The 26,798-nt window shown below is 38.4% G+C and carries 24 protein-coding genes; 10 read left to right on the top strand and 14 right to left on the bottom strand.

Going from position 1 to position 26,798, the window contains the following annotated elements; genetic code table 11:
• Nucleotides 1-151: 151 nt before the first annotated feature.
• From EHQ31_RS11550 to EHQ31_RS11520, 7 genes are all read right to left on the bottom strand, one after another.
• Nucleotides 152-658, bottom strand: a complete 507-nt coding sequence (locus tag EHQ31_RS11550; protein WP_420844115.1) for a DUF1993 domain-containing protein — start codon at nt 656-658, stop codon at nt 152-154.
• Nucleotides 659-722: 64 nt separating this feature from the next.
• A complete protein-coding gene (locus EHQ31_RS11545) occupies nt 723-1,661 on the bottom strand; it encodes a hypothetical protein (protein ID WP_135573570.1) in 939 nt (312 codons plus the stop codon).
• Nucleotides 1,662-1,807: 146 nt separating this feature from the next.
• A complete protein-coding gene (locus EHQ31_RS11540; protein WP_135573572.1) occupies nt 1,808-3,406 on the bottom strand; it encodes a TPM domain-containing protein in 1,599 nt (532 codons plus the stop codon).
• Nucleotides 3,407-3,462: 56 nt separating this feature from the next.
• A complete protein-coding gene (locus EHQ31_RS11535; protein ID WP_135573574.1) occupies nt 3,463-4,263 on the bottom strand; it encodes a hypothetical protein in 801 nt (266 codons plus the stop codon).
• Nucleotides 4,264-4,404: 141 nt separating this feature from the next.
• On the bottom strand, nt 4,405-4,911 hold the full coding sequence (locus EHQ31_RS11530) for an Ig-like domain-containing domain (RefSeq protein ID WP_135573576.1): 507 nt from the start codon (nt 4,909-4,911) through the stop codon (nt 4,405-4,407).
• Nucleotides 4,912-5,089: 178 nt separating this feature from the next.
• A complete protein-coding gene (locus EHQ31_RS11525) occupies nt 5,090-5,902 on the bottom strand; it encodes a carboxypeptidase-like regulatory domain-containing protein (RefSeq protein ID WP_135573578.1) in 813 nt (270 codons plus the stop codon).
• Between the two features lie 12 nt (nt 5,903-5,914).
• Nucleotides 5,915-6,736 carry an LA_0442/LA_0875 N-terminal domain-containing protein gene (locus EHQ31_RS11520; RefSeq protein ID WP_135573580.1) on the bottom strand — a complete coding sequence of 274 codons (822 nt, stop codon included), beginning with the start codon at nt 6,734-6,736 and terminating at the stop codon, nt 5,915-5,917.
• A gap of 265 nt (nt 6,737-7,001) precedes the next feature.
• Here EHQ31_RS11520 and eat point away from each other — a divergent pair, with 265 nt between their 5' ends.
• Nucleotides 7,002-8,297, top strand: a complete 1,296-nt coding sequence (gene eat / locus EHQ31_RS11515; protein ID WP_135573582.1) for an ethanolamine permease — start codon at nt 7,002-7,004, stop codon at nt 8,295-8,297.
• On the opposite strand, the gene EHQ31_RS11510 is transcribed toward eat, so the two are convergent.
• The 4 genes from EHQ31_RS11510 to EHQ31_RS11495 are packed head-to-tail and all read right to left on the bottom strand — an operon-like array spanning nt 8,294 to nt 13,856.
• Nucleotides 8,294-10,366, bottom strand: a complete 2,073-nt coding sequence (locus EHQ31_RS11510; RefSeq protein WP_135573584.1) for an adenylate/guanylate cyclase domain-containing protein — start codon at nt 10,364-10,366, stop codon at nt 8,294-8,296. The genes eat and EHQ31_RS11510 overlap by 4 nt on opposite strands.
• Nucleotides 10,367-11,929 carry an FMN-binding glutamate synthase family protein gene (locus tag EHQ31_RS11505; RefSeq protein WP_135573586.1) on the bottom strand — a complete coding sequence of 521 codons (1,563 nt, stop codon included), beginning with the start codon at nt 11,927-11,929 and terminating at the stop codon, nt 10,367-10,369.
• 29 nt (nt 11,930-11,958) lie between these two features.
• The gene (locus EHQ31_RS11500; protein WP_135573588.1) at nt 11,959-12,360 is read right to left on the bottom strand and encodes a response regulator; all 402 of its coding nucleotides are present in this window, start codon (nt 12,358-12,360) and stop codon (nt 11,959-11,961) included.
• Entirely contained in the window at nt 12,357-13,856 is a 1,500-nt protein-coding gene (locus tag EHQ31_RS11495) for a sensor histidine kinase (RefSeq protein WP_135573590.1), read from the bottom strand. The genes EHQ31_RS11500 and EHQ31_RS11495 overlap by 4 nt, the downstream gene beginning before the upstream one ends.
• 159 nt (nt 13,857-14,015) lie before the next feature.
• On the opposite strand from EHQ31_RS11495, the gene EHQ31_RS11490 reads away from it, so the two are divergent.
• Nucleotides 14,016-14,369, top strand: a complete 354-nt coding sequence (locus EHQ31_RS11490; protein ID WP_135573592.1) for a single-stranded DNA-binding protein — start codon at nt 14,016-14,018, stop codon at nt 14,367-14,369.
• A gap of 54 nt (nt 14,370-14,423) precedes the next feature.
• On the opposite strand, the gene EHQ31_RS11485 is transcribed toward EHQ31_RS11490, so the two are convergent.
• Entirely contained in the window at nt 14,424-15,497 is a 1,074-nt protein-coding gene (locus tag EHQ31_RS11485) for a hypothetical protein (protein ID WP_135574118.1), read from the bottom strand.
• 52 nt (nt 15,498-15,549) lie between these two features.
• Nucleotides 15,550-16,056: a DUF3332 family protein gene (locus tag EHQ31_RS11480; RefSeq protein ID WP_135573594.1), complete on the bottom strand. Its 507-nt coding sequence runs from the start codon at nt 16,054-16,056 to the stop codon at nt 15,550-15,552.
• A gap of 129 nt (nt 16,057-16,185) precedes the next feature.
• Here EHQ31_RS11480 and EHQ31_RS11475 point away from each other — a divergent pair, with 129 nt between their 5' ends.
• The 7 genes from EHQ31_RS11475 to EHQ31_RS11445 are packed head-to-tail and all read left to right on the top strand — an operon-like array spanning nt 16,186 to nt 21,966.
• A complete protein-coding gene (locus tag EHQ31_RS11475; protein WP_135573596.1) occupies nt 16,186-17,646 on the top strand; it encodes an MBOAT family O-acyltransferase in 1,461 nt (486 codons plus the stop codon).
• A 47-nt stretch (nt 17,647-17,693) separates the two neighbouring features.
• Complete coding sequence (locus EHQ31_RS11470) at nt 17,694-18,041, top strand: PilZ domain-containing protein (RefSeq protein ID WP_244247357.1); 348 nt, start codon at nt 17,694-17,696, stop codon at nt 18,039-18,041.
• Nucleotides 18,038-18,730 (top strand): Rossmann-fold NAD(P)-binding domain-containing protein, encoded by a 693-nt coding sequence (locus tag EHQ31_RS11465; RefSeq protein WP_135573600.1) that lies wholly within the window; start codon nt 18,038-18,040, stop codon nt 18,728-18,730. Before EHQ31_RS11470 ends, EHQ31_RS11465 begins: the two co-directional genes overlap by 4 nt.
• The gene (locus EHQ31_RS11460) at nt 18,727-19,464 is read left to right on the top strand and encodes a lysophospholipid acyltransferase family protein (protein ID WP_135573602.1); all 738 of its coding nucleotides are present in this window, start codon (nt 18,727-18,729) and stop codon (nt 19,462-19,464) included. Before EHQ31_RS11465 ends, EHQ31_RS11460 begins: the two co-directional genes overlap by 4 nt.
• Nucleotides 19,465-19,489: 25 nt before the next feature.
• Nucleotides 19,490-20,656 carry a methionine adenosyltransferase gene (metK, locus tag EHQ31_RS11455; RefSeq protein ID WP_135573604.1) on the top strand — a complete coding sequence of 389 codons (1,167 nt, stop codon included), beginning with the start codon at nt 19,490-19,492 and terminating at the stop codon, nt 20,654-20,656.
• A 2-nt stretch (nt 20,657-20,658) separates the two neighbouring features.
• Nucleotides 20,659-21,624, top strand: coding sequence for a transketolase family protein (locus EHQ31_RS11450; RefSeq protein ID WP_135573606.1), 966 nt, complete (start codon nt 20,659-20,661; stop codon nt 21,622-21,624).
• A 15-nt stretch (nt 21,625-21,639) separates the two neighbouring features.
• Nucleotides 21,640-21,966 (top strand): ATP-dependent Clp protease adaptor ClpS, encoded by a 327-nt coding sequence (locus EHQ31_RS11445; protein ID WP_135573608.1) that lies wholly within the window; start codon nt 21,640-21,642, stop codon nt 21,964-21,966.
• Nucleotides 21,967-22,039: 73 nt separating this feature from the next.
• On the opposite strand, the gene EHQ31_RS11440 is transcribed toward EHQ31_RS11445, so the two are convergent.
• On the bottom strand, nt 22,040-22,918 hold the full coding sequence (locus EHQ31_RS11440) for a glycogen-binding domain-containing protein (protein WP_244247356.1): 879 nt from the start codon (nt 22,916-22,918) through the stop codon (nt 22,040-22,042).
• 156 nt (nt 22,919-23,074) lie between these two features.
• Here EHQ31_RS11440 and EHQ31_RS11435 point away from each other — a divergent pair, with 156 nt between their 5' ends.
• Nucleotides 23,075-26,716 (top strand): tetratricopeptide repeat protein, encoded by a 3,642-nt coding sequence (locus EHQ31_RS11435; protein WP_135573610.1) that lies wholly within the window; start codon nt 23,075-23,077, stop codon nt 26,714-26,716.
• Nucleotides 26,717-26,798: the final 82 nt, after the last annotated feature.

Here is a 26,798-nt window from a genome sequence, read left to right as displayed (position 1 = left end):
GAGAAACGGAATTGATATGATTCCACCAGGGCTAAGGTCATAGTAAGAAGTTTACGGAAACAATTGTGTTCTGTTACAGGTGGCAATTCTAATTTAATTCAAAAGGGCTCATTGTATTAGAGCCCATAGAATTCTTAAAAAGAAATATCATTTATTTCTTAAATGGCATCTCACCCAAATAATCTTTTTTGCCAATTTCAACTCCATTGTGTCTAAGGATCGCATAGGCAGTTGTTATGTGGAAGTAAAAGTTTGGGATTGCGTGATGGGTAAGATATTCAAAACCAGTCAAATATTTTCCTTCCCATCTTGGTTGGGATACTTTGATTTCGGAAACAGATTTAAAATCTTCTGCCTTATAGGTTTCTAAATATTGGATCACAGAACCAATTCGAGTTTTTAGTTCCGCTAAAGTTGTTTCTGAATCTTCATGAACGGGCGCATCTTTTGCTGTAATACGTGCCACACAAAGTTTGGCAGTATCACAGGCAATTTGGATTTGTTTAGTTAATGGGAATTGGTCTGGGAATAGTCTTGCATTCAGTAAATTCTCAAAAGGAAACTTTTTTGTTTCCGAATGGATTTCTGCTTTTTCTAAAATTTTAATTAAATTTCCAAGTCCTCTTTTAAACGATTGGACAGAGATTTCAAAAATAATGGATTCATTCATGAATCTACGTAAATTTTAGCTTAAACAAAATCAATCCATTAAATCAAAAATTCTAAATCGCAATTCCGCCAGAGAGAATCAGTTCTAAAAATCCAAAATTTTGAGAAGCACGGTTGGAACCCCCACTGGTCAAAACATCGGTGAGATCTATATACCCACCTTTTCCACCGAATTCAAGAAAGTAAGTGCGTGAAAATTCATAACGAGTTGCAACATATCCCGAAACACCATAACCAGAAAGATGGAAGTTGTTGTTTTGTCCTTTACCTAACACGCGTACGTCACTACGACATACCACAGGACCACCACCAATGGAGGATACTAAACTAATACCACTCAATCCATCGGCCGAAGTATAAAGGGGAGTGATCCATCCAAAATCTAAAAATAAGTAATTTAATCCATCGGTATGTTCGTACTTTAATATATCGGGAGTTAGTGCGATGGTTTGGTCTCCTCCATGATAACCTGCCATTTCCTGAACATGATTTGGGAACAGGTAAATAAAAAGGGCAGCTTCTGTGGATAAGGCCATCTGGTTTTTTGCGATGACACCGGGATCAATATAACCTGAATATTTAACCGGTTGGCCTTGAGTTACCACATATTTCATGTGATCTTCGCCAAAGGATAAAAAGAATCGATCAGTAAAAAAATAACTGAATTTTAAATTGTACTGTGGGATCTCAAATTTGGTTGGATTTAGATAAACATCAGCTTTAAAAGACTCTGGTTTATCCCTGGCATCGACTGACTTTAAACTGTAATTGTAACCGGGTCCCCGAAAGTTAATATCACTTTGAGTATAATAATCTCTATTATAACCCCATTGGATATTCCAATTTCCTTTTTTATCGTGAATGCTAGCAGGTGCCACATTTTCATCGGCCGTAATCGAAGAGCCAAACAAAAGAAACACAATCAAAACGTAAAATTTATGTTTAGTGGAAACAAGCGGACGTTTGTTTCTTAGGGAATACAAATTGTACATAAAGCCATCTTCTAAATCGGTAACAATTTGGAATAGGGGAATGTGTAAGGAGAGACCCGGAAAAGAAGAATTTTTAAGTAGGGATAAATACTATATTTAGATTCTGCCTGTCCAGGTTTTCAAAGAATGTTTGAATTGGTTTCCCCTTAGTAACTTCCTCCACTTCCTCCACCGCCAGAAGAACCTCCTCCAAAACTACCACCGCCACCTCCGCCACCGGAAGAACCACCAGAACTACTTTTTTGTTTTTTAGGAATGGTTTCGTATTCGGTAAGACTATGTTTACAATGGGCGCAAGTTCGTCTTACTTCTACTTTCCCCGAACTGCTGTAAGTTGCTTCTGATAAAACACGGCTTGATTTACAAACAAAGGTTTCAAATTTACATTCAGGGCAAACTTTGATTTTAGGAAAAGAGGTACCTTTGAATATATACTCTGGATTTATATTGCGAAATTTATATATGAAGTGTGAGTGGCAACTAGAACAAATCCAAACATCATAATCAATAGAGTTGACAATTTCTTCAGAAACCTGTCCTTCCGATAAATGTTTGTTATCTGCTTCTTCGGAAAGTTTGGTCATGATAGATCCACATTTTTCGCATTTTCTGGGGATGTTGCGAATGGTTTGTAATCGGCCCATGAGCTTACGCATTCGTAAGTCACCCCAGAATATAAAAAATATGACAATACTACCTATGATTAGAAAGATAGATACCGGAAATAGTGCATCTTCTAAAACCAAAGAAAGAAGAGTGATCGTTATGATGACAGGACTAATCACTAAGCCATAAAACAAAACAAAATCGGTTTTGTGAACTATATGGTATTTGGCAGTGGGGGAAGGTGTTATCCAAACAATGAGTCTTTGGAGTAAATTTAAAATTATAAAGAGCGTTAGGTACCCTAAAATAAAAAATTGTTTATAACGAAATGATTCTTCTTTTTCAATTCTTTCTTGTTCCGAAAATTTTTCGTTTAAAAGTCTAGATTCTTCATCGTTTAAAAAGAAATTACTTGTGGTATTGTATCGATCAACAGTATCTTCTAAAATTCGTTTTTCATCGTCAGTTAGTTGTGCATATGATTTCCCTTGGTAATCATATACATCCGTTCTTTGGGATTCATTTGGTGTATCACTATTTGATGGATAGGCACTGGAATTTGAAACATAGTCGGTAGTCGTTGTATTCGAAACTAAATCCTCTACCGCCAACTCAGGATGGTTTAATTTTTGAATTAGGGCTGCAACTGTATCAACATGACCTTTTTGAAAATTATCAGCTTTGAATGCTGGGATTGTATAGGTATCGATAATTCGTTTGATAGTGACATCAGGAAGGTCACCTTCCAAGCCATATCCAGTTTCAATTTCCACACGACGCTGGTCGATCACATGTAAAATTAGAATTCCGTTGTCTTTCCCTTTTTTCCCAATTTTCCAATAATTAAATAAAGCGACGGCAAAGTCTTTTGGCACATAACTTTCAATGGTGGGAAGAGTGACAACGGCAATTTCTAAACCGGAATTTTGTTCTTCGGCATTGATCATCTGGTCGATGACAGTTGTGTCTGTCAAAACTCCGGCACTGTCTTCTACCCAACTGTTTCTAAGTTCTTTGGGGTTCGGAACTTGTGCAACTTTTTGGTCGATTCCTTCCCCCGTGGGAGAACAAAAGAATAGGAAAGAGAGGGTTAAGTAGGGAAGGATTGTCAAAAAAAAATTGGCTTTGTTTGAAGGCATTGTGAATTCTACCGGTGGGATTAAATCTACTGAGTCTATTTTCAGTAAATTAGGAATCAATTAGAAAAAACGCATGGAATGGAAGGTTCATAACAGAAACGAATCATCCGCGGGGCTACGGTTTTACCAGAAACCGATTTAATTCCAGTAATGAAAATTGTATATGGCGTATTCATTGCAAAACTGTATGCCATTTGAATGTCCATTCTGTTTCCGGTGACCACCATATTTCCCTCAAACGGTGGGCTACCAATACTTGGAATTATGACTATTTTATCGAATGCCCAACTTTGAAATGTAGATCCAGATGCAACAAACTCAGGTATTTCTGAAAAGTACAATTGCATAGGATTAATGGTTGAGTATATATTCGTATTGTTTTTAGGAAACGAGTCTACTAAATCAAATTCAGAACCAATTTGATTTGGTTCAATGATCGCAAGTGTAATTTCCATTCCTTGTAGCGCACTAACCAATTGCACATTATTAGCGCTTAACACTTCAATTACGAGTTCAAAGTATAATAGTCCTTCTTTATATACATCAAAAGAATGTTTGCCTATTCCTAAGCTAATATAAAAACGACCTCCTACATCCGTTGTATAAGAGGGGGATGTATTCTTTTTATTTGCTGCAATGGATTTATTTATAAGTTCTAAATTTGCTTGGGCAACTCCATTAGGATCACGAATTTGTCCAGCAACAAGATATATATCTGTTCCTAAAGAGGAGACCCCTAATAACAATCCTAATTGTTTGATTTGTTCGGAACTTTCTTCTGCGGGGTTTAAAATAGATTGCCATAGTGGATGGTAATAGCAGCCAGATGTACTTACCAAAAAAAAAGAAAGAGACATAAAGAAACTTTTTGTTTTAACTTTTTCATGAAATTAAAATTTTTTATTTCCATACATTTAAAATTGAAAGGAAAAAGTGTATGTAGATTAGACAAATTCTAACACGAGTTGTATGATACTGTCAACGCAAAAGATTTTAATTTAAAGAGGCATACATCCAGAACAGGTAAAAGTGATTTTAGTATTGGGAGATAAAGTTTTGCCTGTTTTTGCTTTGATTCCTTCTCCGAATGCAATTGTGTATGTGAGTAAATTGTCCAAGGCCGGGTCAACGGAAAGTTCCATTTTTCTATCTGAAATGGTTACGACGGGAAAAATGTTGATTGTTTCAGTCAAAATTATATTTTCGCTAATCCAAGTCATAGGATCTGAAACGTTATTTTCTATTGCTTCTGAAAATGTAAAAGTGTAAGTAGTTAAGGGAGGTGTAATATCTTCACCATCTGCTGGTATAGAACTTACTAAAGAAAAATAGGGTGATGGGGCTAATCCCAAGGCTGCTAGTAGACTTGCGCTGACAGCACTACCTTCTTCTTTTACTTCTGGGTTTACAACCAATTGCACCACAGGATTGAAGTAACAATTTCCAAGGAACATCCATACGCACAATAGACAGAGTGAAACTGGAAATCTAGCATTTCTCTTCATAAAAATTGGCTCCCAAGGTTAGGATGATTGTTTTAAAATAAGGAAACTACGTTTGAGAAGAAAGAGCCCAGGGCCTTAATCCTACAGAAATCCCATTGCAATGGCAAGAAATTTCTTTACTAAAATGGAGAATCTAAGGATTACAAACCTCCCTTCGTTCCCTGATTCTATTCTAAAATTATTTTAATATACCTACTTTAAATTGGAAAGTACTCTGTTTTAAAGATTTCCCCGTTTTTGATTTAATTCCAGGATTCAAAGTAACAGTGTAAGTTGTCGATGGTTGGATTGACGCGTTATCCAATGACAATTGGACATAGTTGGTAGACACATTTACATACAATAAATACACCGCTGGAGTAACGATGAAATTATCCGCGGCCCAACCAAGTTCCGTGCCTTCCACCAGCTCTTCCAAGTTTTCCGAAAACAAAAACATAGATCCACTTCCGATCGTAGAGCTAAAATTATCTTTGTCAATGTACAACCCGTCATAAGGCATCGAAGCAATTAGTTCAAAGTATACGGGTGGTTCTACTCCCAATTCATAAACTTCAAAACTCTGAACTTGGTAATTTGTTTTGTCAATAGAGACAAGAGTCACTGAAGTTTTTGAAACTTCCAATTGAAAATTCACAATCGTTCCACTGTCGGAAAACTGTAATGAGACAATTCCTGTTGGTGTATCTAAAAAGAATCTTCCCGATGAATTTGTTGTAGAGGAGTTTGTTTGGCTTTTTACAGAAGGAGAAACATTTTGTAATGTGATTTGAACATTGGATAAAGCTGCCCCACCTTTTTTCAGTTGTCCAGAGATTTGAACAGTCCCTGTTTGGTTGGTAAGACCTGCAATCATTCCTAATACAGAAGAATTGTCTTTTGTTTTTTCTGGATTGAGTAAATCAAATACAAAAGGATTAAAGTAACAGTTCGTCAAAGAAACTAAAAAGACGAAGCATAGTAAAATTGGTTTTATACGGATACGTTTCATCTTTTGATTCCTCTATTTTCTTTTTTTCAGAGATTCTAAATCTTTTTCTAACTGTTCTAACTGATATTTTTCTTCTGCTTCTTTTAGTTCTTGTTCTGTTTTGATTTGTTCTACTGCTTCGTCTTTGATTCGTCTGATTTCAGAATCAGACACCATTCGAAATCCAGTGCCTTCACAAACATCAACTATAATTGTTTTGCGAGTGACCGTAATTGCAAATCCGCCTAACAAAGTAATCGCTAAGTCTTTCCAAGTGGAAGTTTGTTTGATGCGCACTGGGCGACTGTCTTTAGGAAGTAATTCGTTCCAATTTGGTTCATTGAAGCGAAGACCACCAAACAGCCAAAAGTATTCTGGATACTCTTTAAACGGTTGGCATTTTGCCGATTCAGGGGCAAGGGTGACCATATTTCCATCGGCGACAGAACCAAGGACAAAGGAATCGCGAAGACTATGAGTTGCTACTTCGCCACCACCCTCTGAAGCTTTTCTTTCTGTTTCTTGTCTTGATAACTCTTCCCGTCTTTTTCGGATTTCTTCTTGTTTGGCAGCTATGGCTTTTTCTTTTTCAAGTTTACGTTTTTCTTCTTCTTCTTTCCTTATGATTTCTTCTTCTGATTCAGCAATGTCTTTGTAGATAATTTTCAAAACTGACTTTTTGGAAATGACCATGTGTTTTCCGTTTTGTGTGTCTACTTCTACACTATCTACGTTTTGGTTTGTGACGATTCCTTTGATAGATTTGCCTTGTTTTAAAAGGATGGTTTGGACTGCATTTAACGGGAAAAAGAAAAAAGTTAAAAAGATAATAGTAGATAATTTGATGTTTCGCATATGCAAGCCTATACTAGTATTTTCCCTATAATATGAAAAATTAGAATCATTTGCAATACCGAATTTATCATTTTTGGGAAATACTCCAGGAATTGACCAGGATTCAGGGATTCATTAGGTGGTGACCACCAAACATCCCTCCATTGGTATCGCACGAACCTAGTGGTAAAATGGGTCAAAAAAATAATTCCTTCATTGTAAATGGCATTATATTTGCAATTTTTGTAGGTTTAGGCCTGAACTGTATTTCATTCCAAGAGGTAAAATGAAAGAAGATCAAAAAATGCATAAAGTTCTACATTCTGTCCATTTATGGGGCATCGCTGTGGGTCTTGTCATTTCTGGTGATTATTTTGGCTGGAACTTTGGGTGGTCCCGGGCCAGTTTTTGGGAATTTAGTTTTGCGGTTGTTTGGATTGCCACTTTTTACGTACTATTTGCACTTTGTTTTACTGAACTTGCTGCCAGTATCCCTCAATCAGGAGGTCCTTCCGCATATGCCAAAAGAGCACTTGGTGATTGGTTTGGACTGGTCACTGGTTATTTAGTATTAGTGGAATTTTTATTAGCTCCACCTGCCATAGCATCTGCATTAGGTGGATATATCCATTTTCTTTTCCCAGTGATACCTGCCTTTGGTGCAGGTATGGTTATGTTTTGTTTGTTACTTTTAATCAATCTAACGGGAATCAAACAAACCGCTCGTTTTGAACTTTTCGTTACGATTGTAGCTGTATTTGGACTTTTGTATTATTTGGTTTTTCTTTGGCCTCATGTTTCCTTGGAACGAATTCCCAGTTTACCTGTAGTAAGTTCTATATCTTGGTCATCGGTATTCCTTTCTATACCTTTTGCCATTTGGTTTTTTTTGGCCGTGGAGGGAGTTGCCTTGGCTTCCGAAGAAGTTCGTAATCCTGCTCGTGACATACCGATTGGATACACTGCGGGAATTTTCACCTTACTTTGTTTAGCAGGATTCATTTTTGTTTTCACTGCTTCCGTTGTGGATACCAAAGAAATTGCCGAGTTGGATTATCCTTTATCTTATGTATTACAAAAGTTATATGGCAAGGAACAAATTTGGCCTTTTATTTTTACCTTTATTGGGTTGTTTGGGCTTGTAGCTTCTCTATTTGGAATCATTCTCGGAAACTCGCGATTGATTTATGCAATGGCAAAAGAAGGTTATTTGCCAACTTACCTTTCGAAACTAAGTTCTGGATCTCTTGTTCCCCAAAATGCAGTCCTGAGTGGTGGAGTTTTAGGAATATTTTGTATGTGCTTTTTGGATACCGCTGAACTAATCACCATGTCAGCATTAGGTGCCTGTGGGATGTATCTTTTAAGTTTAGTATCCTATTTTGTTTTGAGAAAGAAAGAACCTCAGATGCCAAGACCTTACAAAGCACCGTTATATCCTTTTTTACCAGTAATTGCACTTATATTAGGGATTGTTGCTTGTGGTTCGGTTTTTATTTCTGAACCTTATTTGGCCCTTGGGGTTTTAGGGTTTGGCATCGTTTTGGGAATTGGTTTTTATATGAAACAAAGGCGGGTTTAACTCCCCAGTTCCATTTTAGTTTTTTCTTTAGCTTCGTGACAACGATCCAAAAACAGCCTGGAAACAGAATCGTCAGGGTTTTTATCCAGTAGTTTTGAAAAGCCATAAATCGCCTCTTCGAAATCTTCCCGGCGGAATGCATCTAATGCTAAAGTGTAATCATCTTTAATGGCGATGAGCCTTGCTGCTTTTTCTGGTTCGTAGCCATCTAAAACCTCCACAACAAACACAGAATCTGTTTTGCCTTTGATTGCCACACGGTCAAGTAATCTATAATGATAACCCAATCCTTCTGAGGCCTCGATGAAGGTATCTGCACTAATGACAATGCGAGAAGAGAAAAGTTTGGTGATTCCTTCAATGCGAGAGGCAAGATTGACCGCATCAGAAATAACTGTTCCTTCCATTCTTTTATGTTCACCTAATATACCCAAGGTGAGGTTTCCGGTATGGATTCCAATTCCTACTTCGATGGGTATGTATCCACAGTTTGCACGATGACCATTGTAAATACGAATGGCATCTTGCATTTCAACAGCCGCTTTTACGGCATCATTGATATCATAGGGAAATAGCGCCATTACTGCATCACCAATAAATTTATCTATAAATCCATTATTGTGTCGAATGATAGGACCTACACGTTGCAGATAACTATTTAAAAAATCAAAGTTTTCTTTTGGTGTCAGAGTTTCTGAAAATTCCGTAAAAGACCTGATATCAGCAAATAATATGGTCATTCGCTTCTGTACTTGGTCTCCTAAGTCCACATAACGTATGTCAGATTTTCCTAGGTGATATAAAAATTCTGTGGGAACAAAACGACTGAAAGAACTGCTGAGTTGTTTTTGCTCCTGCGCAAATTCCAATGTTTTTGTCATGGTTTGGCGAACCATTCGTCCAAAAGTAATGACTTGCAAAAAAACAAATATTACGACACTTGCAGGGGCGACGTAGGTAGTACGAATGTAAGACTCTGCATGTAAAACATCGTTAGTAGCAGCAATCAAAACTAATAACATTCCGAATAATAAAGGTTTTGATTCCATTCGTTTTTTCATGTATGCACGAATCAAGTAAACGAAAATAATAATACCGTTGGCTACAAATGCAATCGGATAAATAGAAGCAGTTTCTGTAAAATAAATTGGGGGTAACAAAAGACCAATCGTTAAGATGGAAGAAAGGGTGTAAAAGAAGGTTCCCATTTTTTTGGAGAAGTCTTCTGGAAATATCGTATAAAAATAATGATAAAGTAACGGTGCAGACCAGTACCAAGAAAGATATTCTAATCGTAGTAGAACCCAATAAGGAACATCCACAAATTCAATTAAAATTCTTTCCCCAGTCGATATGGTTCTCAAAAGCACGGCAGTTGAGAATAAAAAGATTCCTATAGTATGTTTTCCATCTCGATTGTAGAAATACATTACAAAAAAGAAAATTCCCACAAAGGAAAAGACTGAAGACAACATGGTTTCGTTGATCTTTCGTTTGGTGAGTCGACTTTCTGCTTTATTGTATGAAGAAATTACAACATCATTCCAGATTCCTCCTTTCCTATGTACATAATTGGCGATGTAAAGGTCGATGGTGATTTCTGAAGTTTGAGGTAATACAACGATAGTGGATTTCACTTCGGGAATGTATTCGTTTAGATTTGGGCCTGGTTTTCCAGCTCCACCTAAGTATTTACCATTAACATAAATAGCGTAAGAAGTGTCCTGTTCAGGGACAGTTAAAGCCATTGTTTCTTGAAGATTGTCATTTAACTTTAGTTTGATTCTGAAGCTGGCATGACCAAAACCACCCAGAGAGCCATAATTCATTGGGAATCCATTCCAATGTTTAGGGAGGTTAAGAAATAAATCGGAATCTGTTTCTTTAATTTGTGAAGGTGCGGTATTCCAAAAGAACTTCCATTCTCCATTTAATGATACGAATGGTTCGCTAACAAAGGAATGTTTGCTAAGATCTAAAAACCCTTTTTGTGCTTCCGCTTTTACATTCCTTTCCTCGGAAAGACAACTGAAGTGTAGTAATATAACAACAAAAAGGAACTTTTTCATTTATGCCTGTCGTTTAGGAAATTCCGTATAGTCTTGAAGTTTCGTAAATTTCACTTCATCCCGTTTGTAACCGAGTAATCCTTCTAAGGTTTGGTAACGATTCATTCCCATACTGATTTCAATATCCTGTCCAGTGAACTGTCCTGGATGTTCGTATCCGCAGGAATGCGCCAAACTCAAAAGTTCTTTTCGGAATCCTTGGATGTATTTTGCGGCACGTTTTCCTTTGATTTCAGGATCAACTCCTCTTTGTAACCACCAGTTTTGCGTAGCAACGCCGGCAGGACAATGATCAGTATGGCATTTTTGCGCTTGGATACAGCCAATGGATAACATGGCTTCTCTTGCCACATTGATGAGATCACATCCCATAGCAATCGCAACCACGGCACGGTCAGGGAAACCTAGTTTACCCGATCCAATCCAAACAATTTGTTCCGACAAACCCATACTTTGGAAGAGTGTATACACTCTTTGAAATCCAATTTTAAAAGGTAAGGAAACATGATCCGCATAGGTGAGGGGAGCGGCACCCGTTCCACCTTCTCCACCATCAATCGTGATAAAGTCAGGTCCTTCTCCGTTTTGTTTCATTTCACGAGCAAGTTCTTCCCAAAATTCAATTTCACCGACGGCACTTTTAATACCTACAGGAAGTCCGGTGGCGGAAGCAATTTTTTCGATGAATTGGATTAGTTCTTTTACATTTGTAAACTCGCTATGTGAGTTAGGTGAAATACAATCCTTACCTTCTTCCACATGACGAATCGCCGCAATTTCCGCATTGACTTTTTTGGCAGGTAGGATTCCACCTTTCCCTGGTTTGGCGCCCTGAGATAATTTGATTTCGATCATTTTGATACAAGGGTTCTTTCCAACTTTCTCTTTCAAAACTTCTAAATTAAATTTTCCTGATTTGTCTCTGGCACCAAAATAACCAGTACCAATCTGCCAAACCATATCAGCACCTTCCCTATGGTATTGGCTCAAGCCACCTTCGCCTGTATTGTGATAGGCGCCGGAATCTCTGGCCCCTCGGTTCAGCGCCATAATTGCATTTTTTCCAAGAGAACCAAAAGACATCGCAGATATATTGATAATTGAATAAGGTCTGTAAGGAAACTTACGTTTAGGTCCTATCACTTTTAAGCAAGGAATACAACTAACATCATTGTTATAAATATATGCTTTTGTTTCTGGATAGGGAAACGCTTTATGTTTGATGATTGGATATCCAGGTTCATATTGGATTTCTGTAGTTCCAAATCCAAAGTTATTGTTTTGCCCTTTGGCTGTGGCATAAATCCAACTTCTTTCCGTTCGGTCAAAAGGACGTTCTTCTTTATCGTGAGCTACCCAATACTGTCGAAGCTCTGGCCCGATCATTTCTAAAAAATAACGGAGTCGGCCGACGATAGGAAAGTTTCTCTGAATCGTGTGCGTTTTTTGCGTGATGTCTCTTAAAAAGACGATCACAAAGAAGGTTAACAATCCAATCAGTGTCGAAGATAGGGGAAAGGTTTCAATCCAAGTAAGTATCTGGTCCATATAGGGTGCGTCCATTTCTACATCAAAAGCAAAAAGATGACAAGCTAAGATTGGAAGTGGGACAAGGAATCCAAAAGTTTTTCCTTGGTAAAAGGTTTGAAGATATATCCTGAGATGATTGGAATTTTTGCTGCCCGATCTGTATCAGCTTCGTCTACAGAGGAGCTGACAAGAAACACTTCGATGGTTTTTGGAAACTGGGGAAAAATTTCTCCGAAGGCATCTAAAAATTGCCAACCATCCATAAATGGCATATTGATATCCAGAAAAATGATATCGGGAAGTTGGTCTTTGTTTTCCATTTCCTTGTGAAAAAATTCTAATGCGTTTTCCGCATCGGAAAAAATTAATACTTCTTCTTTGATCCCGGCATTGGAGATGATTTTTTTAGTGGTGAACTGATAAATTTTATCATCATCAATCACACAAATTTTGGGAATTCTCATAAGGAATCACTCCCATCGGGAAAGTACATAAGGAAAGTGGCACCCTCGCCTGGTTTAGAGCGTACCTCAATCCTACCACCTGCTGATTCAATTTTGTATTTAATTAAAAACAACCCGAGTCCTTTACCACTGATATGACGATGAAAAGTTTTCTTTAACTGAAAAATTTGATCACCATAGCGCTCTAAATCGATCCCCGTTCCATTATCCGAAAAAGAAATGGCGGTTTGTGATCCAATTTGAAAGGATTCTACGGAAATACGTAATTTTCTTTCTGGGTGGGAATACCGGATCGAATTGCTGAGTAAATGCAGGAAAATCGTATCTAGATACTCTTTGGAAAAGTATATGGTCTCTCCTCCCGAAAAATCGGATTGGATTTCCACCTCTTTGGTTTTCAGTTCTCCTTTCAGAAGTTCGGTCACATTGAAAAAGGATTGGCCGACTTTGACAGGTTCAGGTTTGTAATTGTTCGGATTTTGAATTCGTAATGTAGAGATAAGTTCAGAGAGGACGGTTTCTAAAGTTCCCGTGACCTCTTCTAAATGATTTTCAAATTCTCTAATTTCTGTGAGGTTGTCTGTCACTTTCATTAAATCAAGAAGGCTTCTTAAATTACTTACGGGAGCGCGTAAATGATGTGAAATGATTTGGTTGTAAGCTTGTAGTTGTTTGTTTTGTGTTAAAAGAGAATTGGTTATGGCCCGCAATCGGTCATTATTTTCTAGGAGTAGTTTTTCTGTTTTTTTTCTTTCATTGATATCAACGATTTGTGCAAGATAATGAATAGGGTGTCCCAATTCATCACGTAAAACAGTCACCGTAATATAGGCCCAAACTTTTTTTCCTGATTTATGAAGGTATTGTTTTTCAATCGAATAGTTGTCGATAATACCTTTTTGAACTTCATCTCTAAATTTTAAATTTTCTTCAAGTTCTTCGTCGGCGCTTATTTCTGAAAAATGTTTTCCTATGATTTCAAAACTTTTATAACCTAAAAATTTGGCAAAGGCATCGTTAGCTTCATCTATATAGCCATGTTTTCCTGTCAGTACAAGCCCAATGGGAGAGTCATGGAATAATGTATTGAATCTACGTTCTGAAAGTGCTAAATTTGCTTCTGTATCAATTTTTTCTGATATATCACGCGATGAGGTATGTAAATATTTGATTCCTGTTGTGGGATGTATCGTTAAACGATTGTCAGACTGTAGCCAGATATAGTTTCCGTTTTTATGTAAATAACGAAAAGTAGTGTGAATGTTCTCGTCACCACGGAGTAGAGGTTGGTGAGATCTTTCCTGGATGAGTCTTCTTTCATCTGGGTGGAAATAATCGTAAGGATTTTTGCCAACTAGTTCTTCGGGCTTATATCCTATAATTTTTTCTGAATTGGGACTTATATATATGTAAGTTCCGTCGGATTCGTGTAGACAAACCAATTCTCGGCTAATGGAAGTTACTAAGTGTAGTATCTCAGAATCGGGAAGTCCCACAGGAAAATTCTCGACACTTACTTTGTATTGTCTATCCGAATTGTAAATGTGAACAAGGATTTTAGAAATTTAGTTTCAATTCTATTTTTTTTTAACCAACCAATTCAAAAACGAACCAATCTTTTCGTGGCCATCAAAATTGATTTAAGGGATACTCAAATGAAAAATCTATCGTATGTCATTCTGGACGGAAATTTAACCGCAGATCCAGAAGAAAGAACTATTGCGGGAGGAAAGTCATTAGCAAATTTCACAGTTGCTGTGAACCATACTTCCAACAACCAAGAAGGAAAGGATAAGGAAGATGTTTCTTATTTTGAAGTAGAAGCTTGGGAGAAATTAGGAGAGAATTGCGTGGAATACCTAAAAAAAGGGAGTAAGGTGACGGTAATGGGCAACCTAAAACAAAACCGTTGGAAAAGCCCTGAAGGGGAAAGCAGATCTAAAATTAAAGTTACTGCTTCCACGGTTCGCTTTGATAGTATGCGCAAAAAAGAAACAAAGGCTGCTTAATGCCTTTTCGCGGGTGTTGGATTTTCCCATCACCCGTTTTTGTCAGTTTATTTGTTACGGAGTAGGAATCGTTCTTCTTTTATGTTTTGTATGCGTAGGAGAATCAAATATTGAATGGGAATCATTTTCCTCTGAATTTGATTTATCTTCTGATTCATTCGTTAGTTTTTTTTCTTCAATACGATCTTCCAACAACGTTTGTTTTCCGTTTTTATTGATAGATTGGATGCGAAAATATTGTGGAGAAGAAACTAAGTTCCATTCTCGAAACATAAATTTTGTGAATCCATGTTTTGGTCCAAACACTCCATTTAGATTTTCAATTTTCGATTTGATATTGGCTTTGAAATCAACCTGTTCACTTTCTGTTAGGTTTGGAAACGGTGCCACTTCTCCTTCTACATATCGATTTCGTAAAATGTCTAATTCTCTGCGATTCCGCCCAGTGATATCCTCAAAGAATTTTTGTTTGGCACCGTTACAATTTCCTGAGTATGATTCACAATTTGGTTCTAACTGTGGATTAACATAGGTAAGTTCTAAATAAATATTAATGTACTCGCCGAGGGCTGGAACTTTGCCTTCCTTAATTTCCAAAACTTGCGGAACTTTGTCACGATCAGTGTATTGTCTTTCAATAGCTTCTCTAGAGATTTTAGTTTCAGGAGTTGTGCTATTGACTTTAACGGGTTTTTTCGATTCACCAACAATCACTTTGTTTCTCATCACTTCTGTTTTTGTTTCCAAAATTTCATACGCTTGGAAGTTTACTGGTTGTTTGGCGATGATTTCTCCCTTTTGGTTTAAGGCAATAATATGATGTTCTAAAATTGTACCAGCAATGATTTCTTCGATGATACTGATTCCGGCATCTTCAAAAAACAAATCCAATTGAATAAAAGGAATTTTATTTTCAGAGTATTCGATGCTGACACCTGGTTCGGACGCTAAAGGTTTTTTCCCTTCTTTGGAATCAGAATGATTGGATTCCGCCTTTGTGATCATTTTGATTCGGTTTAGATTGATTTGTTCGGAATGATTGGGGAAGGTGGGAGTGATTACCTGTTTCGGTGTTTGGCATCCGATCACGAGTAGTAACAGGCAGGTAACAAAATACAATCGATTCATACTATAAGTATCGGACATAGATTGCCCCTAAAATTAGGGGCAATGAACAAGATTAGATATGTTTTACACCTGGAGGAGGAAGGATTGGTCCACTTGTTTGGATGATTTCTACATACTTTCCGTTTACTTGGCGGAATGCTTTTTCAGGTCGATCTTTTAAGAAATAAATTGCTTCCATTCCTTTTTGTCCTGGAGCTTCCATTTTCATAACTTTCCCCCATTCAGTGTAAGTAAGAGTGATGGTTTGTCCTTCATGATTGTATTCTTTGACTAACTTTCCATCAAAGTCATACTCAGCCATAGCAATTGGGTTTTTATCAGTCCAGAATTCGATTAAGTTGAACACTACGATGTCTAAGAAACTTCCGATTCCGTATGCAAAATAAAGAGGGAAAATCATAAGAAGGGAACGAAAGAATCCCGCAACTTTTCCACTTCCAATTTGGATATTTCCATTGAAAGAATAAACTGCTTTTACTGCTCCAAATTTTCCAAAACAATTCGACAATAGACCGAAGGACAAAAGCCCTACAACGGTAGCTTTTAATATTTTTTTCATCGTAACCTCATAGTTTCTAATTAAAGAACTAGGCACCAATCTTAAATGATTCTTGGAAAGTCTGCAAGTCGAAATGATTGACAGGCATATTTTTTCAAAGAGCCTGGTCGGAATAGAAGGCAAAACCCATTGATCTTTTCTGATTTTGAATACTTTGTCTTCTTTCTCTTTGTTTTCTTTACGGTATGGTACGTATTTCCTTCCCTTTTTTCGAATCAATCTAAAGAAACGCGAATCCTACATATTTTTCTACTCGTCAGTAGTTATTTCTTTTACATGTCGTGGGATTACCGATTTGGTGCTCTGATTTTACTTTCCACAGCCATTGATTATTACGTAGGGCTTAGGCTTGCCTCCGAATCTAGAGAAAAAGTAAGATACTATCTTTTACTTTTTAGTTTAATCACAAACTTAGTTTTTATTTTAGGATTTTTTAAGTATTACAATTTTATTGTTACATCTATGAATGCGGTCACCAATCCCTTGTTTGGTGGTGATGCAATGCCAGTTTTAAACATCATTTTACCAGCAGGAATTTCGTTTTTTACATTCCAGTCTTTATCTTATACCATAGATGTTTATCGAAAAGAAATTCCGGCTGAAACTGATTTTATTCGTTTTGCATTATTTGTGAGTTTTTTTCCACAACTAGTGGCAGGTCCAATTGTGACGGCAAGAACCTTTATGCCGCAATTGTATACTCCAAAAAAATTAGAAGACATTGAATTTCGAGTCGCAATTCGATTTTTTATGTTAGGTTATTTTAAAAAAGCAGTTTTGTCAGATATGGTAGCACCAACCATCGACACAATTTATGCAGATCCATCTGGGCATCACGCCTACGCTTTGTTAATTGCCGCAGCTCTAGGTGGGATCCAAGTGTATTTAGATTTTAGTGGTTATTCTGATATGGCCATTGGAAGTGCAATGTTACTGGGATACAAACTTCCTACAAACTTCAACTTACCTTTTTTGGCGACATCTGTTTCTGGGTTTTGGCGCCGTTGGCATATGACATTAAATTCCTGGTTAAGGGATTATATTTATATTCCTATGGGTGGAAGTCGGGTAACATCAGTAAGACGAAAGTTCAACCTTTGGTTTACCATGTTTGTGAGCGGGGTTTGGCACGGGGCACAGTGGACCTTTGTTTTTTGGGGTTCGCTGAACGGGGTTTTTTATGTTTTGGAAGAAATTTGGAAGGAATGGTTTCCTGACAAAATTAGTGAGCAAGAAAACAAAAATTGGTATAGGTTTCCTCTCTGGCTCTTTCAGAATATTCTGAATAGCTCCATTTTCTTTTTGGGGGCAGTTTTTTTTAGGTCTCTCACTTGGGAAAATGCTTGGATCCACATCCAGGGTATTTTCACTTTTCAAGCCGGGCAAATTAGGCCTTATATGTGGAAAGATTTCCTTTGGATCATTGGCTTTTTGTATTTGGGCCATATCATAGGGTATTTTATCTTTGAAAAGGGAAAAGGCAAACAAATCCCCGCCAGTTTGGAGTTTGCCCTGTATCCGATTCTCTTTCTTGTCTTAAATTTAGCTACACCAGAAAATTCCGTTCCGTTCATTTACTTTCAGTTCTAATTTGCTTTTTTCGTTTCCAATAATAGGAATCCTTGTACCTTGTTGCTATGGAAAGTGAGCGCAGGCTTCCAAGAATATCTCCAGGTGACTTTTCTGGGTTTGAGGTACAATTGGATTTGGAAGGGATCACTTTGTTCGGAAAGTTGGGGAATATTTCGGAAGAAGGTCTTTGTTTTTTAGGCGAAGATGACTTACTTAGCGACGAAATCGAGTCCCAAGTTTTAGGCAGCATCGTTTGGGCAAAAGGTACTAAGCGTATGTTTTTTGAAGGTACAATTATTTGGACCCAAACTTCTAAAATTAAAAATGTAGTTTATTATATTGCAGGAATCCAGTTTTTAGAAAGGCTCAATCTAAATGATTCTATGCTTGCGCGTAGTTTGGAGATCAAATGAAAATTTTACTTTTGGGTGGCACAGGTCTTATCGGTAAACAAGTGTTACTCTCTCTTGTTTTTTATCCACAAATCAAAAAGGTAATTGTTTGGGCGAGAAACTCTCAGTCTGCATCCAATCCCAATGTCCCCATTGAAGTAGTCAAAGTTAGTTGGGAAGATTTTCAATCGGGAAAAGTTTCCCTTCCTGATGGTTTGGATGCAGTATTTTGTTGTTTGGGTACAACGATTAATAAAGCAGGAAGCCAGGAAAAGTTCAAAGAAATCGATTACGATTATCCTCTCCTTGCTGCAAAACAAGCTAAGGAAAAAAATGTTCCAGGATTCTACATCATCACCGCAATGGGATCGGATGCTAAATCGACTATTTTTTATAACCGAGTGAAAGGAGAAATTGAAACAGAACTTCGTAAGTTACAATTTTCCTTCCTTGGAATTTTTAGACCATCGCTTCTGATTGGAGAAAGAGAAGAAGTTAGGATTGGCGAAAAAGTAGGGGAAGTTCTTGGAAACCTGATCCCTTTTGGGCTTCTGGGCTTAAAAAAATTCAAACCTATTCCTGGCGAATACGTTGCCAAATCTATGATTTATTCTTTGTTACACGATAAACCGAAACCAGGATCCACTCCACAAGTAAAAGTATATGAAAACGATGTCCTTTGGGAGATCGGTAAGGACCATTCTTTTTGATTCCAGACAACAAACAAAAACCTTATTCCAAAACCAAATACATCATCCTCAGTTGGGTGGTTCACTTCATTGTCCGTGTTTGGTATTTATTTGTTCGCAACCAAAAGTTCATCATTCCCGACGAAAGTGCAAAGGTGATTGAAAAAGGCTCAGGTTACATCATTGCTGTTTTTCACGAAACAACTCTTTCCTTGTACCGGCATGCAACTCAGTACTTGAAACGAAGGAAAAAAGCAGATATGGTGGCCCTTGTCTCTCAATCCAAAGATGGAGAGATCATCCACCAAACCTTTGCTCGCTCAGGACTTCGTTCGGTGAGGGGATCATCAACGAGAGGGGGAACTGGTGCCTTTCGAAATATCTTAAAAGAAATGAAACAAGGTGCAGTTCCCATTTTTACCGTAGATGGTCCGAAGGGTCCAAGAAGGGAAGTAAAACCTGGAGTGATTGTAACGGCTTCACTCACTGGATTTCCCATACTATATTTACATTCTTGTTATGACCGAGCTTATACTTTCAAAAGTTGGGATCGGCATTTTTTTCCTAAATTTGGAGCTAAATTATACATCCAATATGGGGAACCGTTCTTTGTACCGAAAGGCCTAACCGAGAACCAAATAGATGAATATGCCAAAAAATTGGAGATTGTTATGGGAAAAAATGCAGAATCCTTGGAATCTTATGTGCTTGGCCTAAGTGCTGACAATTCTATTGACGTACCGCCTAAACTCTAAATTTTAACCAAGTAAGGTAAAAAATATGTCCTCTCTTAAAAACTATATTTTCACTTCCGAGTCCGTATCCGAAGGACACCCGGACAAAGTCTGCGACCAAATCTCTGATGCCATTCTCGATGCGTACTTAGCCCAAGACCCAAAATCCCGTGTTGCTTGTGAAACTCTTGTCACTACCAATCTCGTTGTCATCGCTGGTGAGATTACCAGTAAAGGTAAAGTCGACACACAAGAAGTGGCTCGCGATGTAATCCGTAAAATCGGTTATAACGATATCAATATGTATTTTGATGCTGATTTTGCTGTGGTTGCATCCCACGTTCATGCACAGTCTCCAGACATTGCCCAAGGGGTAAACGAAGGAGAAGGTTTACATACAGAACAAGGTGCTGGTGACCAAGGCCTAATGTTTGGTTTTGCAATTGCAGAAACTCCTGAGCTTATGCCTGCTCCACTTTACTACTCACACAAACTATTAGAGCATTTATCAGAACTTCGCCACACAAACAAAATTGACTGGTTACGTCCAGATGCAAAATCACAAGTTACTATTCAATACGAAGATGGAAAACCAAAACGTGTTGATACAGTTGTGATCTCCACACAACATAAACCTGGTGTAACACACAAACAAATTGAAGAAGCTGTGATTGAAGAATGTATCAAAAAAATGATTCCAAAAGAACTTTTGACTAACACTCGTTACTTCATAAATCCTACTGGTAAATTTGAAATTGGTGGGCCACATGGTGATACAGGTCTTACTGGACGTAAGATCATCGTAGATACTTACGGTGGAATGGGTCGTCATGGCGGCGGTGCTTTTTCTGGAAAAGATCCATCCAAAGTAGACCGTTCCGCAGCCTATATGGGACGTTATATCGCTAAAAACGTAGTCGCCGCTGGACTCGCTCATAAATGCGAAGTGCAACTTGCTTACGCGATTGGTGTAGCACAACCTGTATCTGTTCTAGTTGATACATTTGGAACAGGAACTATTTCTGATGAAGAAATTGCAAAACGTGTTTTAGCTAATTTTAAACTCACTCCAAAAGGAATCGTAGAAGGTTTGGATCTTCTTGGAAAAGGAAGAACATACCAAGAAACGGCAGCTTATGGTCACTTTGGTAGAACAGGTAGTACTTTTACTTGGGAAAAAACAGATAAAGCAGAAGCTTTAAAAAAAGGATAAATATGGGAGCACCTAGCCAATCAACAGCAGACAAAAAAGCAACAAGAGATGCCTACGGTGAAGCCTTAGTTGAGTTAGGTGCATCTAGACAAGATATTGTGGTTTTAGATGCCGATCTTTCTGGTTCCACTAAAACTGCAGACTTCAAAAAAAAATATCCTGAACGTTTTTTTAACGTAGGTGTCGCTGAACAAAACTTAGTTGGTCATGCGGCAGGTCTTGCCCTTTCTGGGTTCGTACCTTTTGCTTCCAGTTTTGCCATGTTTTTATCAGGTAGAGCTTGGGAAGTGGTTCGCAATAGCGTCGTTTATCCAAAGTTAAACGTGAAACTCGTTGCTTCTCATGGTGGGATCACTGTGGGAGAAGACGGTGCTTCTCACCAATGTATCGAAGATTTTGCGATCATGCGTGTCATTCCTGAAATGACTGTGATTTGTCCTTCTGATTTTAATGAAACCAAACAAGTCATTCATGCGATTGCCGATTACAATGGTCCTGTCTATGTAAGGGTTGGCCGACCAGCCATTCCCGTCATCGAAAGAGAAAACTATAAATTCCAAATCGGTAAAGCAGAAGTCATTTCTGAGGGAAAAGATGTTTGTATCATTGCCAATGGTGTGATGGTAAACGAAGCCATGACGGCAGTGGGACTATTAAAAGAAAAGGGAATTCATGCAAGCCTTCTCAATATGGCAACCATCAAACCTTTGGACAAAGATGCTATTATCGCCAAAGCAAAAGAATGTGGTGCGATTGTTACTTGTGAAGAACACAATGTAGTGGGTGGTCTTGGTTCCGCTGTTTCAGAACTGCTTTCAGAAGAATATCCTGTTCCCGTGATCAAAGTAGGAATGAAAGATACATTTGGAAAGTCAGGAACTTGGAGTGGTTTACTCGACTACTTCGGTCTCCGTGCCAAAGACGTAGTTTCTCACGCAGAAATCGCTATTTCCAAAAAGAAAAAATAAGGTTATGGTTGGGTTATGACCAACATGGGAGCTTCCCAACCTTCCATTTTAGAAGAAACCGAAATTAGGCCCCGTCTGAATGATGGGCCTTGGAAGGTGGTCCTTTGGGACGATGATTTTCATACTTACGAATATGTGATCGAAATGTTAATGGATGTTTGTCAGATGCCTTGGGAAAAAGCTTTCCAACATGCGGTCGAAGTGGACACCAGAAAAAAAACCATAGTGTTTACTGGTGAATTAGAACATGCAGAATTTGTCCACGAACGGATCTTAAACTATGGACCTGACCCTCGTATGAGTTCCTCTAAAGGTTCTATGACTGCCACTTTAGAGAAGTAAATTAAAAATCAAAACCTATATTTACTGAATCCCAAGAATTAAAATCTAACTTTAAATCAACCTATCAAACAATTTACATCTTACGTTCTAATGCAAAATTTCTTTCTGGAACGAGTAGTGAAGAAACCGATTCATTGGTATCCACTTTGATATTGGTAGTTGGATTGTAAGTGTCCAACATATACTCTCCATCGACGATAAATTGGTAGTGGTATTCACCGGGTAATAATTTTTTTTCCAGAGTAAACACACCCTTTCGATCTTTCTTTAGAAAATCATGTTCAGGGTTCCAATCATTAAAATTTCCTACCACTCTTACAACTTCTGCATTGGGCAAATAAATTTGAAATTTTACAGTTCGTAAATCCCTTTCTTCGTTTGCAGAATCTTCCAAAACCATTGTTTTTGTTTGGCGATCGGTATCTTTCCCATCTAAAATAAAACGGGAATAGTAAGAACCTGACCCATCTTCCACCTTATCAAAGTTTTCTGGATCGTAGGTGAGAAGCCCATTCACTCGGAACTTATATTCGTAAATTGGATCATCTTCATAAGTATCAGTGATTTGAGTGGGTTCAATCACAGTATAATAAATTCCGTATTGGTTCCGTTTCATATCGGAACATTCCCAGTTATTAAAACTTCCGCAGATTTCTACCGATTCGTCACGGAGTCCATTGTAAGTAAAAAGGATACCACGGTGAATGAGTTTGCCTGAAGAAACATAGGATTCTACATCGAGATAACGAATGTAACGTGGCGCGATATTTTTTTTGAGGCTTTCCAACTGCCAAAGATAATAAACTGTATCCTGGTCTTCCGTTTCATCAGACATTTCCAGTTCTTTTGAGGAAAAACTTCCAATCCAATCCATTCCTTCCTCGGCGAAGATTCCGATTCCAGTAAAAAAGAGTAAAATGATGGCGATACGAACGGATTTCAATTTCATCATAGTCGTTTGGTCGTAAATTGTCCTTCTAGATAATTTTCGGCAGAATTGAAAAAAGAGAGTGAAAGGTTTTTTTCCAAAGGAACCATCTGACATAATAAAAAAAATATTCTGTCATTTTCAGAAGGGGCCGATAATTCATTAGGAATAGACCTTCAAATGGCTGAGCCGATAGACAAATTGAGTCCGGAAGAAATTAAACAAATCGAGACGATGTTTTCGGCTCTCAATAAAAATCCGCTTTCATCGGAAGAATTGAATCCGATGGCGAAGGTTTTACGTGAGAAACTGGGATATACAAATCCCATTGCGCCTTCTGAGCCAGAACCGGAAGGAGAGGAAGATCCTGAATCTGCCTTCGATGATTTTGATAACGAAGGGGCAGGTGATACAGACGCAAACGATCCATTTACTGGACTCGATGAGGACGATGATTTTGGTCCTCCCAAACTCCCCAACCGCGAAGCAGAAGAAGACGACGGCATTGATTTAGATGAACTTTTAGGTGAGGACGGCCCAAAACCCACTCCAACACCTGCTGCTGACGATTTTGATTTTGATGCACCTGTAACAACTCCAGACGAAGCCGATCCATTTGCCTCAGATTCAGGTACGCCGGAAGAGGCGGATCCTTTTTCTGATATGGGTTCCAGTCCTACCGAAAGTTTTGGTGATGATCCATTTGCTAATTTAGATGCCATTGATGAAGCTCCCTTAGAGGACAAACCGGCCCCTGACATAGGGGATGATCCCTTTGCCAATTTAGGTGGAGAGGATACACCACAGGCCACCGACGAAGACCTGTTTGCTGGTTTTGATAGTGGATCGGAAGAAGAGGCTCCTGCAGGAGATGATTTTGATTTTGGTGGTGGCGATAACCCTGCCACTGGTGATGATCCATTTGCGGATATGGGTTCGACCCCAGCCGCGACAGAGAGTTTTGGTGATGACCCATTTGCTAGTTTAGGTGGAGAGGAAAGTCCTTCTACTGGTTCAGGTTCCGCCGATGATCCGTTTGGTGATATTTCCACTCCGGGTGCTGGTGGAGATACTTCTTTTGGTGACGATCCATTCGCAGATATGGGTTCGACACCTGCTGCTACAGAAAGTTTTGGTGATGATCCATTTGCTAGTTTAGGTGGGGAGGAAGGTCCTTCGACTCCTTCCAGAGACAATGAACCTGCCGACATAGGTGGTGGATTTGATGATCCATTCGGTGACTTGGGTGTGGGTATGGAACCACCAAGTTTGGATGATGATTTAGGCGCACCTTCTTTTGACGATTTGGCACCATCGATTGATGATATGCCAGTTTCTACGATGGATGATTTTGGTTCTGATGGGCCAGGGGGATTTGAGGAAGACCTCATGTCTCTCGGTAAAGAAGAAGAACCAGAAGAATCACTCGAAGCCAACTTAACTGATGAAGAGTTGGCGGTGATTCAATCCGAATTACTTCGTTACCCGCCGAAACTAAGACGTACCATCATTGATACGATTGTGAACCAAAGGATTCCGGTTCGTAATCAAAAAGAAATCATAGAGCTCATTAAGGCACAACAAAAACCAGAGGACATTGCTAGTTACTTAAGTGGCCTTCTGGGAGAACGAGTCGAACTCAGTGACTCCACTGGAAAGTTTGCTGCAGATGGTGTTCCCATCATTGCCAGTCGCGATGCTTACACCAAAGAAGGTGCTGCCCGCAAACGAGAGTTAGTTCGTAGAACCATTCTTTCTTCTGCCGCTGCCGTATTTCTTGTCTTTGGAATTGTGACACTTTGGAAATATGTGATTGTTCCCTATCGTGCAAAAGCACAATACGCACTTGGTCTTGAAAAAATTGAAGAGTTTAGTTATGAAACTGATGCTTTAGAAAAGAAAAAACTGCTAGCCGACGCAGAAAATTATTTTATCAAAGGGGAAGAAATTTTCCCACATAACTTAGAATTTTTGAATAAATATTGTATTGCTTATACCAAAGCCGGTCAGTATGAAAGAGCCTTTGAAAAATGTTTTGGGAAAGTGGAACCTGATTTTGGGTATGAACCAGAAGATAAGGAACACAAAAGAGCATGGGAAAATAGAAAAGAAGTACCAAACATTAGTTTTGCGAAAAAAACAGAATGGAATGATGCAGGTGTCGAAACTGCTGGAAGACGGCCGTTACCGGAACTATCTTTTTACCTTACCTCACAAGATAAAGTTCCAAGAAAGGTTTTAAAAGCGGGTGCCTACATTGCTTCTCGCCTAAAATACAACATTCACGACATAGATACTTACATTGCCCTTGGAACCTTTCACTCTTTCCATAGAAAGGATTTTATAGAAGTTCCACCGGGAAGTAATCGCAAAAAATATAAAAACGATCACCTTGCGATAGAATACTTCAAACGAGTGTTTACCGATGGGGGAGATCCTGATAACGTAGATGCGATTGCTGGAATCGCCAAGATATTTTACAACAAACAAGAGTTTGGAACAGCTGTTAAATACTATAACGATATCATTGAAAAGTATCCGAAAAATGCGATTGGACATGGTGGAATTCTATCAACCTACATCGAAATGTGGAAACGTGATAAAAATCCTCAGTATGTGCTCAACCACCACAGACAGGTTCGGAATGCTCTCAACATTGAAGATGAACTTTCGCTCTTTGTACTTGCAAAACTTGCCTCCTTTTATATTGATTTGGATTCTGAAGAAGTTCGAATCAAATACAATATCAACCCTGAAGACCAAGTCACAGGGATGGAAATTGATGATAATGTGGAATACCTTCTAAACATTGCCTATGGCAAAGAGGGTGGATCTAAATTTGCAGAAGGGTATTACCAAAGAGCTAGATTCTATTTCAAAAAAGAAGAGGCAGCTCGTGCCCTAAAACAATTGGAATTGGCATCAACCTATGACATTCGCCATTATTTAGCAGTGCTTCTTATGGCAGAATACTATATCCAAACGGAAAATTATGATGAGGCCGTCAAACTACTTAGAGAAGCCGATGACCGTTACCAAAATTATAGAGATCGACTTGGAGAAAGAGATGAGGATGAAACCTTACTCGAAGGAAGCCCGGGAAGGATTTCGTTTAACTTAGGTAAAATCCAATTTTTAGAAGCTGCAGGCATTAACGTAACAGACAATATACGAGAGTTCCCTGGTAAAAAAATCTATCCTGAGCGTAGCATTGGAACCCTTTCTTATGAAGAAAAAGAAAGAAGAAACGGACTTTTTATGGCTCGTGAATCTTTCCTTGCAGCCCTGGAACGAGACATCTCCAAAGATCCTAAGATTGTGAGAGAATGTTATTATTATTTGGGTTGGATCGATTACAATCATGGAGACTTTGCACAAAGTTTAGATTTTTGGGCCGAACTTCCTGAAGAAGATATTTATAATAACGCAACCTTACTTTTTGGAAAAGGGAATGCATTCTATTATACAAGACAGTACAATGCTGCTCTAGGCAACTATCTAAAGTTAAAGGATGATTTTGAACTCAAAGAACAAAGTTTGGGTCGAATCGATACCGAAAACTCTGATCATAGAGAAGTATACGAAACTTTAACGGCTCTTTATAATAATATTGGGGCTGTGTATGAGAAAAAACAAGATTCCATCAATGCCCTCAAATACTACTGGAAGGCAATGGAAACGGCTCGTAAAATTGGATCTGTGAGTGAGATTGCAAACTCTAACAAAGATTTGGTATTTGCTCGGGCCAAACTTGACCGCGAACCACTCCTCGAGGATTGGTTGGCACCAACACTAGATCGATTAGACCAAATTAAAAAATAGATTCTAAGAAATTTGCGAGAATTTGATGAGAGGAGGATAGATGCATTCTATCCTCCGAGATGGGTTTGTTCTAAATTTGTAT

The organism is Leptospira montravelensis, assembly GCF_004770045.1.
GTDB lineage: Bacteria > Spirochaetota > Leptospiria > Leptospirales > Leptospiraceae > Leptospira_A > Leptospira_A montravelensis.
The sequence above is the reverse complement of the archived record's forward strand: the minus strand, read 5'-3'. Positions and strand labels throughout refer to the sequence as shown.